Here is a 10,928-nt window from a genome sequence, read left to right as displayed (position 1 = left end):
CCGTAAATTCTGGAGCGAAGGGTTCTATTTAAGTACGGTAGGGCTAAATGAAGCGACAATCCAGAAATATATCAGAGAACAAGAGAAGTCAGATTTACTCTCAGACAAATTGAGTAGTAAAGAGTACGCAGACCCCTTCAAGGGGTAGGCCAAAGTAGCAAAGACACTTAGCTTGAACGAAGAGAAAGCAGCGTCATTTAGGCGCAGTCGGTAACAAGCCCTTATAGGGCAAGAGCAAACCACCCGCTATGCGGGTGGTTATGATTAATCACTCTTGTTCTCCCCAAAATTCCCACTATTGATGATGTGACCTGATTATTCATCAGAATGCGATCCCATGTAATACGCTTTCCTTTTTGCCTTTCAAGCTGCTAAGTAGCCTTCAGCACACAGAATATGAATTTTTTGATTTTCAATCGCTTGGACATTGAAGTTTTGAATGTTATTGCCTATTTTTTATTTGGTACATTAACATTTCTAATGCGTTATCTCTAAATAAGGACAGTGTATGAGTGAAGCGTGTAGCCATTCCGGTAGCATAAGTTGTTCCTGCTGTAGCCCGCTGTGGAAATCATTTCTCCCCGATACGCCAGTTGAGACCCCTGAGGGGGAGAACAGTCTACATATTGAAACGAAGCTATTTCGTTCCGCGCCAAATAAGGATGGGAGCCCTAGCAAAGCTATTCTGACGTTGGAAGATGGTAAGGACGTTGCGGTTGAAGCAATGGGAATTCATGCCGGACTAATTGTTGCGACGGGTTCATATCAAGATGTGAAGGCCAAAATGCCGAAAAGCGTGTCTGAGCATCAATTATCAGAAAAGCAAACGTTGTTGCCGGGCCTGATTGAGCCACATGTCCACATCACTAGCACCGCGATGCTTTCTGGTATTGGTAATGATGTTAGCCCGTTTGAAGATCAAAAATTACGCAAAAATTATAACCGTAGCTGGGTGATATCCCATCTAAAGGAGAAGGCGTCACCGCATAAATCCGATAAATGGCTTATCGGATTTGGTGCTGATCCATCGCTGTTTGTTGATGGAGATAAGGCATTTGATGCTGATGCTCTCGATAAAATCACGACACTCCAACCGGTATTTGTCCTCAATGCTTCGATGCATCTGGCGTATATCAATCATGCGGCGATTGAACTCGTCAGAGAGTCTTGTAAAGATGTGCCACCAGACGGTATCCTCAAGGAAATAGTGGGTATCCAGCCAGTGCTAAATGTCATGGTCAGTAGCTACCCTAAAACGGAATTGGCGGTAAAGCTCATTGCATCTATGAGCAAACTGTTTGCTTTGGCGAGTAAACGTGGCGTGACTTATATGCTCGATGCGGGTGTTGAACCAAAAGGTGATAAGCCTGGCTTCGATCAAGTTGGCTTTCTTGATAAATGGGCTCATCTGCCGATTTGTCCGGTGCGGATAGGCGGTGCGCTGATCGTTACGGATAATGAGGATTTTGAAAATAAAGTGGTGAATTATTACTCTCCGGGGTATGGAGATGAACACTTTCACTTGCCGTATATCAAGGTTATTTCAGATGGTTCAAACCAAGGGCTGACGGGGTATCAATCCACGCCGTACTGCTGTAATCAGCTCTATGAAAAAATGCCGAGCGTGGATAATGTCGGTGCCTTCAACTTTGACCCATCCACTAATATCAATACGCTGGTGCAGAACGTTGTAGATAAAAACTGGCCGTTGATGATTCACACGAATGGTGATGAAGCGATTAGGCTGACATTAGAATCATTTAAACTGGCTCATGTGACATCGGCTACCTACGAACAGCGTCGCGATCGTCTGGAACATGCGTCACTGCTCACTGATGACCATTTATCTGAAATGAAACAGCTTGGTCTTTCTCCCAGTTTCTTAATTGGCCATGTGGGATATTGGGGCTGGGCATTCCAGCAAACTATATTGGGAGAAGATCGGGCTAATCACCTCGATCGTTGTCAATCTGCTATCAATCACGAGATGAGGATTACATTACACAGCGATAACGGTGTGACACCGCTTGGCCCCCTACGAATGATGGAACAGGCTATTTCTCGTGTGATGGAGGGCGCACCTCAGGATACACCTCCGGCCGTGTTGAATGTACAGGAGCGGATTTCTCGTTTTGCTGCGCTTAAAGCGGCAACCTATGATGCCGCCTGGCAGTGTCATGCGGAGCAGTGGGTTGGCTCACTGGTCGCAGGTAAATGTGCTGATTTTGTGATTCTGGCGGATTCTCCGCTGACTTATGATTCAGCAGATAAAAATAATCCGGTGAAAGGTATGCGTGATATTCCGGTTCTGGAAACCTGGAAAGGAGGGCGTAAGGTGCACTCAAGCTAACACTGCGATGCTGCCATCATAAAGCCCCGCGTTATCGCTAGTGGTTAACGCGGGGAAAGGCTTATTTAGTGTGACGCGCTTTAAGGCGATTGATGATGGTCGCCAAATCTAAATCCTGATCCTGTAACAGCACCAGCAGGTGATACATTAAATCTGCGGCTTCGTTGGTCAGTTCTTCGCGGTCATGTACCGTGGCGGCTAATGCCGCTTCCAGTCCTTCCTCACCCACTTTCTGTGCAATACGCTTGGTGCCGCTGGCGTACAAACGCGCCGTGTATGAGCTATCCGGGTCAGCATGCTTACGCTCGGCTAGCAGTTGCTCCAACTGATAGAGGAACGTCCAGTCGCTGGCAGCAGGGGAGAAGCAACTGCTGGTGCCCAAATGACAGGTTGGCCCAATAGGATTAGCCAGAATCAGCAATGTGTCGTTATCGCAGTCTGGTGTAATGGACACGACATTCAGGAAGTGGCCGGAAGATTCGCCTTTGGTCCACAACCGCTGTTTGGTACGCGAGAAAAACGTGACTTTTCCGCTCTCTTCGGTAGCCTTTAACGCGTCCTGATTCATGTAGCCCAACATCAACACTTCACCGGATACCGCGTGTTGTACGACAACGGGCAACATGCCATCCGTTTTTTCCCAATCGAGTTGATTTCGTTGCTCGTCGTTTAAAAAGCACTCTTTGCTTAACACACTCGAATCTCCACACCCTGTTGCTTAAGATATTGTTTCAGTTCGCCAATATTAATAATTTGCTTGTGAAACACCGATGCTGCCAGCGCGCCATCAACCTGCGCGGTTTGGAAGGCATCCAGAAAATGTTCCATAGTGCCTGCGCCGCCGGAAGCAATCAGCGGAACGTTGCAGACATCACGCACCAGATTTAACTGGTGTAAATCATAGCCGTTGCGCACGCCGTCCTGATTCATCATGTTCAGGACAATTTCACCTGCACCGCGTTTCTGCACTTCTTCTACCCAGTCCAGCGTTTCCCAGGTAGTGACCTTGGTGCGCGTTTCGTCGCCAGTGTATTGATTCACATGATAGCGGCCAGTGGTCGCATCGTGCCAGGTGTCAATCCCAACGACGATGCACTGCACGCCATAGCGGTCGGCCAGTCGGGTAATCAGCTCGGGGTCGGCCAGCGCGGGTGAGTTGATGGAAATTTTATCCGCACCGAAAGAGAGGATCTGGCCCGCTTCTTCCACGCTTTTAATTCCTCCCGCCACGCAGAAGGGAATATCGATGACCTCCGCGACGCGGGACACCCAGCTTTTATCGACCACACGGCCATCGGAAGAGGCGGTGATATCATAAAAGACCAGCTCATCAGCGCCTTCCTGCGCGTAGCGCTGCGCCAGCGGCACGATGTCACCGATAATTTCGTGATTGCGGAACTGTACACCTTTGACGACCTGACCGTTACGCACGTCCAGGCAGGGGATTATCCGTTTTGCCAGCATGAGATAGCCTCCGCGACGTTAAATTTACCTTCCAGCAGCGCACGGCCAACGATCACGCCCTGTACACCGCTGCCGCGTAAATTGGCAATATCCGCCAGATTGCCGATGCCGCCGGATGCCTGAAAGGCAATCTGCGGGTAGCGCTGGCTGATTTCACGATAAAGCTCGACGTTGGAGCCGCTCAGCGTACCGTCACGAGAAATATCGGTACACAGCACATGCTTCAGGCCAAACGGCAGATATTGTTCGACGACCTGCTCAAGTGTAGCATCCGAATTTTCCTGCCAGCCGCTGATGGCGACAAACTTCGTGCCGTTGGCATCGATACGCACGTCCAGCGCCAGCACCAGCGCTTCTGCGCCGTAGCGGGTGAACCATTGCTGGACGAGTTCCGGTTGTTTAACGGCGGTAGAACCGATAACGACGCGGCTGGCACCGGCTTTTAATAACGCTTCTACGTCCTGTTCGGTGCGGATACCGCCGCCGATCTGAACGGGCACGTTAACGCCAGCCAACAGCGTGGTTAACAGGGGGATCTGGCGGGCAGAAGGATCTTTGGCTCCGGTCAAATCGACCAAATGCAGTACACCAGCCCCTTGCTGCTGATAATCCTGTAAGCGTGGAAGCGGGTCGCTACCGTACTGGCGCTGTTGGCCATAATCACCCTGATGCAGACGGACAACCTGTCCATCAATCAGATCTAATGCGGGAATAATCATGACGCTCTACATCTCCAGAAAGTTTTTCAGCAACTGCGCGCCCGCCGCACCCGAACGCTCAGGGTGGAACTGCACGCCAAAGAAGTTATCTTTTTCCAGCGCGGCAGTGAACGCTTCGCCGTAGTTGGCTTGCGCGATGGTGTTTTCGCAGACCGGCATGGCATAGCTGTGGACGAAATAGAAATAGGCACCTTCGTCGATATCGCGAAATAAACGATGTCCGGCCTTGGGAATTACCTGATTCCAGCCCATATGCGGCAGTGGCAAACCATGGTCAACCATCTTCTTCACTGGTGAATTGACAATCCCCAGCGTGGGGATGCCGCCATTCTCATCACTGTTGGTACCCAGTAACTGCATACCAAGGCAAATACCCAGAACCGGCTGAGTGCAGGCCTTGATCAACGTAATCAGGTCGCGCTCTTCCAGTTGATTCATCGCGGCCTGTGCGGTGCCAACGCCCGGCAGAAACAGTTTGTCTGCTTGCAGGACAATCTCGGCTTCACGGCTGACAACGGGGGTATAGCCCAGCCGCTGCACAGCATAGGTCACAGAAGAGAGGTTGGCGCAGCCGGTATCCAGAATGACGACCTTCATCAGAGCACTCCTTTCGAGCTCGGCAACGTGTCACCCTCAACCCGGATGGCCTGACGCAGCGTGCGCCCGAAAACTTTGAACAGGCTTTCCACTCGGTGATGATCGTTACGACCTTTGGTTTTCAGGTGTAGCGTACAGGCCATGGAGTAAGACAGTGAACGGAAGAAGTGTTCGACCATTTCCGTACTCAGATCGCCGACGCGCTGATAGCTGAATTCGGCTTTATATTCCAGATGTGGACGCCCGGAAATATCGAGCGCGCAGCGTGCCAGGCACTCATCCATTGGCAGAACGAAGCCAAAACGACCAATACCGCGCTTGTCGCCCAGCGCTTTATTCAACGCTTCACCCAGCGCCAGACCGGTATCCTCGACCGTGTGGTGATCGTCAATGTACAGATCACCTTTCACTTCAATATTCATGCGGAAGCCGCCGTGAGTGGCGATTTGATCCAGCATGTGATCGAAGAAACCGACGCCAGTGTTGATTTTGCTGCCGCCTTCCTGATCCAGCCAGACGTTCACATCGATGGCGGTTTCACGCGTGACGCGGTTAACGTGAGCATGGCGGTTACGCTTGGTTAACTGATTGGTAATCGCCTGCCAGTTCAATCCACCGCGCTGATAGAGCAGGCCGGTGATACCCATATTTTGCGCCAGTTGAATATCCGTCTGGCGGTCGCCGATGACATAGCTATTCGCTGCATCCATCAGACCGTTATTTAAATAGGCGGTCACCAGTTCGGTTTTGGGTTTACGGCAGGTGCAATTATCTGCTGGCAAATGCGGGCAGATCAGCACTTGTTCAAACTGGATGCCCTGCGATGTCAGAATCTGCATCATCAGGTTGTGCGGTGGATCGAAGGTCTCCTGCGGAAAGCTATCGGTTCCCAGCCCATCCTGATTCGTGATCATCACCAGCGTATAACCCGCTTTTTGCAGCGCCAGCAGCGAGGGAATGACATCGGGTTCCAGCGCCAGTTTGTCCAGACGGTCAACCTGAAAATCCTCAGGTGGTTCAGCGATCAATGTTCCGTCACGGTCGATAAAGAGATATTTCTGGCCCACGTGAGCTCCTTAAAATTAAGCGTTGATGCCCGGCAATGATTGTAATGCAGCCACAACGCGTTCACATTCGTAGCGGTTGCCGATCGTAATACGCAAACAGCCTGCAAGGCTCGGTTGCTTGTTTTGGTCACGCAGAATAATGCCCTGATCCCACAGCGTTTTAAATACAGAAGGTGACGCGGTAAAGCGTACCAGCAGATAGTTACTCTCGCTGGGGAAGACGTCTTCAATGCAGGGAATGTCTTTTAAGGCATCGCTCAGCCAGCGGCGAGCGGAGGTAATTTCCTCGACGTTCGCCTTCATTTTGGCGATCCCCTCACGGCTCAGCGCCTGCGCCGCAATATCCGCCACGGGGGTAGACAGAGGATAAGGTGCAATGACTTTCAGCAGCAGTTGAATCACCTCTGGGTTCGCCAGCGTGAAGCCACAGCGCAATCCGGCGAGGGAGAAGGCTTTGGACAAGGTACGCAGAATCACCAAATGGGGGAATTCATCCAGCCAGACCGAAGTGGTCGCCTGTGGACAGAATTCAATGTAAGCCTCATCGATAACGACCAGCGCTTTCCCTTGTGCCAGCGTCAGCAACTGGCGCAAATCCTCTCGTGCAATCAGATTGCCGGTCGGGTTGTTCGGGCTGCAAACATAAATGACTTTGGTGCCGTCCAACTGCGCTTCAATCGCATCGAGATCCAACTGCCAATCTGACTTGCTGGCGACGGTGCGGCGTTCCACGCCAAACGTCTCGGCGCTGACGGCGTACATGCCGTAAGTGGGTGGACAAAACAGGATAGCGTCTTTCCCCGGTTCGCAGAACGCGCGGATCAGCAGTTCAATTCCTTCATCGGCACCGCGGCTGACCAGAACCTGCTCCGGCTGAACGCCTGCATACTCGGCGTAACGGTTAATAACGAGCGCCGGCTGACATTCCGGGTAGCGGTTCAGCGTCTGTAACGTTAACTGAAATTCCGGTGCTTCAGGATATTCATTGGCATTCAGCCACACATCGCCATTGCCGCCCAGACGGCGAGCAGACTGGTACGGTGTCAATGCACGGACGTTGGCGCGTGCCAATTCTTCAATGTTGCTCATGCTTGCTCCTTCAGTGCTACGACACGCAGGGTAACGGCATTTTTGTGGGCGGTCAGTTGTTCAGCCTGTGCCAGAATTTCAATTGTTGGTGCCAGTTGCAGTAGCCCCTGTGGCGTGAGCTGCTGTACGGTCATGCGCTTCTGAAAATCGGCCAGTCCCAGGCTTGAATAGGTCGAGGTGTAGCCGTAGGTCGGCAGAACGTGGTTGGTGCCGGAGGCGTAGTCACCCGCGGATTCTGGTGACCAGTCGCCAAGGAACACCGAACCCGCGCTGGTGATGCTATCCACCAATGATTCCGCATCACGCGTCTGGATGATCAGGTGCTCCGGGCCGTATTGATTGCTGATTTCAACGCACTGCGCTAAATCACGCGCGACGATAACACGGCTGCTGGCAAGCGCCTGACGGGCGATATCTGCACGGGACAGTTGCGTAAGCTGTTCTTCAACGGCGTCGGCGACGGCTTTAGCCATTGCAGCATCGGGCGTGAGCAGGATGACCTGTGAATCCGGGCCGTGCTCTGCCTGAGACAGCAGGTCAGAGGCGACAAACGCAGGTGTCGCACCGCTGTCGGCGATCACCAAAACTTCGGATGGGCCGGCCGGCATATCAATCGCGGCGCCATCAAGCTGTTGGCTAACCTGACGCTTGGCTTCGGTAACGTACGCGTTACCGGGGCCAAAAATTTTGTCCACTTTCGGCACGCTCTCGGTGCCAAATGCCATCGCTGCAATCGCTTGCGCGCCACCGAGCTGAAAGACTTCCTTAATGCCGCACAACTGAGCAGCATACAGAATTTCATCGGCAATCGGCGGCGGTGAGCACAGCACTACGCGACCGCAGCCCGCGATGCGTGAAGGTGTGCCCAGCATCAGCACGGTTGACGGCAGTGGGGCGGAACCGCCGGGAATATACAGGCCAACGGTTGCGATAGGACGAGTAAGCTGCTGGCAACGCACGCCCGGCTGCGTTTCGACATCCACCGTCGGCAGTTTTTGCGCGTTGTGGAAGGTTTCGATATTACGCACGGCGACGCTCATTGCCTGTTTGACGTCATCACTCAGACGTGCGGAGGCGGCGGCAATGTCGGCATCGGTGACGCGAATGGCATTCACCTGAACCTTGTCAAACTGTGCGCTGTAGTCGCGTAGGGCGCTATCGCCCCGGCTTTTCACGTTTGCCAGAATATCGCTCACGATGGCGGTGATGCGGCCTGACGCGGAAATGGCCGGACGGGTCAATAACTGACGCTGCTCTTCTGCTGAACAGCGCTGCCAGTCGACAAGCGTGCTGAAGCTACCGGTACTATTGGTGTTGTCTGTCATCGCCGTCACTCCATCATTTTTTCAATCGGCAGAACCAGAATGGAGCTGGCACCCAACGATTTCAGTTTTTCCATGGTTTCCCAAAACAGCGTTTCGCTACTGACCATGTGCATGGCAACGCGACGTTGATCGCCAGCCAGCGGCAGAATGGTTGGGCGCTCCGCACCCGGTAACAGGGCGATGATTTCATCCAGACGTTCGCTGGGCGCGTGCAGCATGATGTATTTTGATTCACGCGCCTGAATCACGCCTTGCATACGGGTCAGCAGTTTATCGATTAACTGTTGTTTCTCCGCAGGCATCTCGCCGTCGCGCTGAATCAGGCTGGCTTTGGAGCGATAAATCACTTCTACTTCGCGCAGTCCGTTGGCTTCCAGCGTGGCGCCAGTTGACACCAGATCGCAAATAGCATCAGCCAGACCGGCACGCGGTGCGACTTCAACGGAACCGTTTAGCAGACAGGATTTGAAGCTGACAGATTGTCTGTCGAGATACTGTTTGAGCAGGTGAGGGTAAGAGGTGGCAATACGTTTGTTTTGCAGACATTCAGGGCCGGTGTAGGGTTCGTCCAGCGGCATCGCCAGCGACAGGCGGCAACCGCCAAAATCCAGACGGCGCAGCGTGAAGTAACGCGGATCTTCGCCCTGTGCGCGACGGTTTAACAGCTCTTCTTCCAGCACGTTTTCGCCGATGATGCCCAGATCGACTACACCATCCATCACCAGACCGGGGATATCGTCATCGCGCACGCGCAGGATATCAATCGGCATATTTTCTGCGAATGCGATCAGGCGCTGTTGCTGTAAGTTGATTTTGATCCCGCAGCGTGCCAGCAGTTCGCGCGAATCGTCGCTCAGGCGACCTGACTTCTGCATTGCTATCCGTAAACGTGTTTTATCCAGCATGGAAACCTCATTAACCTGTCAAATTTGAATGTCTAGAAATAGAGCGAGCATAAAAAAACGTCTGGAACGTTTTTTAACGTTGCATAGCAACGGCCTGCAAGGTGCGCGCATGGATAGCGCGCATAAAAAAACCCTCGGAAGCTGATCTTCCGAGGGCTCTCTTTGAGTTCTGCGCCACTGGAAGATCTGAACGTCTTCCAGCACCAACTGCCCGAAAGACTAATCAGGATGATGGTGATGATGGTGGTTAAACAGAACGCGTGTCATAAGTTGTCTCTTTGTTGTGTTTGTATTTATGAAATCAATAACGATTTAGCTGTCGAATAACCTAAACCATGTTCGGGTTGTTGTGCAACATTTTTTTAGCAGATGTGGGAAGTTCGTTTGGGTTGGGGAATGCGTCAGCATAATCGTGCGGGATATCCGCTTTTGATAGACAGAAAAACCTGCTGAAATCGGGCAGCTCCGTAGCGGTGGGTGTCAAAGCCGTTTACTCTGTAGGGAGCGTATAGCGTTAATAACAGGCTCCTTGCTGGGGAGAACGACGGATGAAAAAAGTAGCGATTGTTGGACTGGGCTGGTTGGGCATGCCGCTGGCTCTGGCGCTGAATGGACACGGCTATCACGTAGTGGGGACAAAAACCACTCAGGATGGCGTCGACGCGGCGCGAATGAGTGGGATTGAGTGTTATCAACTGGTTCTGACGCCGGAACTCGAATGCGACGCTGATGAACTTAACGCGTTACTACAACAGGTTGACGTATTAGTCGTGACGCTCCCCGCCAGCCGAACGGCGGAAGGGGGAGATGGGTATGCGCAAGCGGTACAGCAGTTGGTGAATATGGCGCGCGTCTTTCATGTCCCACGTATTATCTTCACCAGTTCAACCTCGGTTTATGGCGATGGCAGCGGTACGGTGAAAGAAATTTCGCCGCTACAACCGAAAACGGTCGCCGGGAAGACTTTGGCATCCCTCGAACAGTGGTTACAGCATTTACCCGATACTTCCGTGGATATTTTGCGTCTGGCGGGGCTGGTTGGCGGCGATCGCCATCCTGGCCGTTTTCTGGCAGGTAAAACCGATCTGCCGCGTGGCAATCATGGCGTGAATCTGGTGCATCAGGAAGATGTGCTGGCGGCGATCCTGCTGCTGCTTAAGCTACCGAACGGTGGGCATATCTATAACCTGTGCGCACCGGAACATCCTGCCAGACAGGATTTTTATCCCGAACAGGCGCGCAGATTACAGGTGTCTCTGCCGCATTTTGCCCCCGTGACGGATAGCACCCAAGGGCGGATTATTGATGGACAACGTATCTGCCATGAGCTTGGGTTTGACTACCAATATCCGAATCCCTCAACAATGCCACTGAATTAGGGGTTACCACGCGGCTCGATTTTGTTACTGCCG

At 52.5% G+C, this 10,928-nt stretch carries 11 protein-coding genes, 1 pseudogene and 1 other annotated feature; of the genes and pseudogenes, 3 read left to right on the top strand and 9 right to left on the bottom strand.

What is annotated here, in order from left to right; genetic code table 11:
• Positions 1-148 (top strand): annotated as a pseudogene (locus tag OI69_RS18935) (IS200/IS605 family transposase); the annotation flags it as partial.
• Positions 149-508: 360 nt separating this feature from the next.
• Positions 509-2,350, top strand: coding sequence for an amidohydrolase (locus OI69_RS00615; protein WP_039344619.1), 1,842 nt, complete (start codon positions 509-511; stop codon positions 2,348-2,350).
• Between the two features lie 61 nt (positions 2,351-2,411).
• Here OI69_RS00615 and hisIE read toward each other — a convergent pair whose 3' ends face one another.
• The 9 genes from hisIE to hisL all read right to left on the bottom strand — a co-directional run bounded on the left by hisIE (position 2,412) and on the right by hisL (position 9,783).
• Positions 2,412-3,044, bottom strand: a complete 633-nt coding sequence (gene hisIE / locus OI69_RS00610) for a bifunctional phosphoribosyl-AMP cyclohydrolase/phosphoribosyl-ATP diphosphatase HisIE (RefSeq protein ID WP_039344616.1) — start codon at positions 3,042-3,044, stop codon at positions 2,412-2,414.
• Positions 3,038-3,814 carry an imidazole glycerol phosphate synthase subunit HisF gene (gene hisF, locus OI69_RS00605; protein ID WP_039344613.1) on the bottom strand — a complete coding sequence of 259 codons (777 nt, stop codon included), beginning with the start codon at positions 3,812-3,814 and terminating at the stop codon, positions 3,038-3,040. Before hisF ends, hisIE begins: the two co-directional genes overlap by 7 nt.
• A complete protein-coding gene (gene hisA, locus OI69_RS00600; RefSeq protein ID WP_039344610.1) occupies positions 3,796-4,533 on the bottom strand; it encodes a 1-(5-phosphoribosyl)-5-[(5-phosphoribosylamino)methylideneamino]imidazole-4-carboxamide isomerase in 738 nt (245 codons plus the stop codon). Before hisA ends, hisF begins: the two co-directional genes overlap by 19 nt.
• Positions 4,534-4,539: 6 nt before the next feature.
• Positions 4,540-5,130, bottom strand: a complete 591-nt coding sequence (gene hisH, locus OI69_RS00595) for an imidazole glycerol phosphate synthase subunit HisH (protein WP_039344608.1) — start codon at positions 5,128-5,130, stop codon at positions 4,540-4,542.
• A complete protein-coding gene (hisB, locus tag OI69_RS00590; protein WP_039344605.1) occupies positions 5,130-6,197 on the bottom strand; it encodes a bifunctional histidinol-phosphatase/imidazoleglycerol-phosphate dehydratase HisB in 1,068 nt (355 codons plus the stop codon). The genes hisH and hisB overlap by 1 nt, the downstream gene beginning before the upstream one ends.
• Before the next feature lie 15 nt (positions 6,198-6,212).
• Positions 6,213-7,286, bottom strand: a complete 1,074-nt coding sequence (gene hisC, locus OI69_RS00585; RefSeq protein WP_039344602.1) for a histidinol-phosphate transaminase — start codon at positions 7,284-7,286, stop codon at positions 6,213-6,215.
• Positions 7,283-8,611, bottom strand: a complete 1,329-nt coding sequence (gene hisD / locus OI69_RS00580; protein ID WP_039344599.1) for a histidinol dehydrogenase — start codon at positions 8,609-8,611, stop codon at positions 7,283-7,285. The genes hisC and hisD overlap by 4 nt, the downstream gene beginning before the upstream one ends.
• A 5-nt stretch (positions 8,612-8,616) precedes the next feature.
• Positions 8,617-9,516, bottom strand: coding sequence for an ATP phosphoribosyltransferase (gene hisG, locus OI69_RS00575; protein WP_039344596.1), 900 nt, complete (start codon positions 9,514-9,516; stop codon positions 8,617-8,619).
• A gap of 122 nt (positions 9,517-9,638) precedes the next feature.
• Positions 9,639-9,760 (bottom strand) — a sequence feature (His leader region).
• Positions 9,736-9,783, bottom strand: a complete 48-nt coding sequence (gene hisL, locus OI69_RS19725; protein WP_106389040.1) for a his operon leader peptide — start codon at positions 9,781-9,783, stop codon at positions 9,736-9,738. It overlaps the preceding feature by 25 nt.
• A 281-nt stretch (positions 9,784-10,064) precedes the next feature.
• Here hisL and OI69_RS00570 point away from each other — a divergent pair, with 281 nt between their 5' ends.
• A complete protein-coding gene (locus tag OI69_RS00570; protein ID WP_039344593.1) occupies positions 10,065-10,895 on the top strand; it encodes an SDR family oxidoreductase in 831 nt (276 codons plus the stop codon).
• The last annotated feature ends 33 nt before the right edge of the window (positions 10,896-10,928 follow it).

This window comes from Pectobacterium fontis, from assembly GCF_000803215.1.
Classification (GTDB): Bacteria; Pseudomonadota; Gammaproteobacteria; order Enterobacterales; family Enterobacteriaceae; genus Pectobacterium; species Pectobacterium fontis.
Note: the sequence above shows the minus strand (reverse complement) of the source record. Positions and strands in the feature narration are given on the sequence as shown.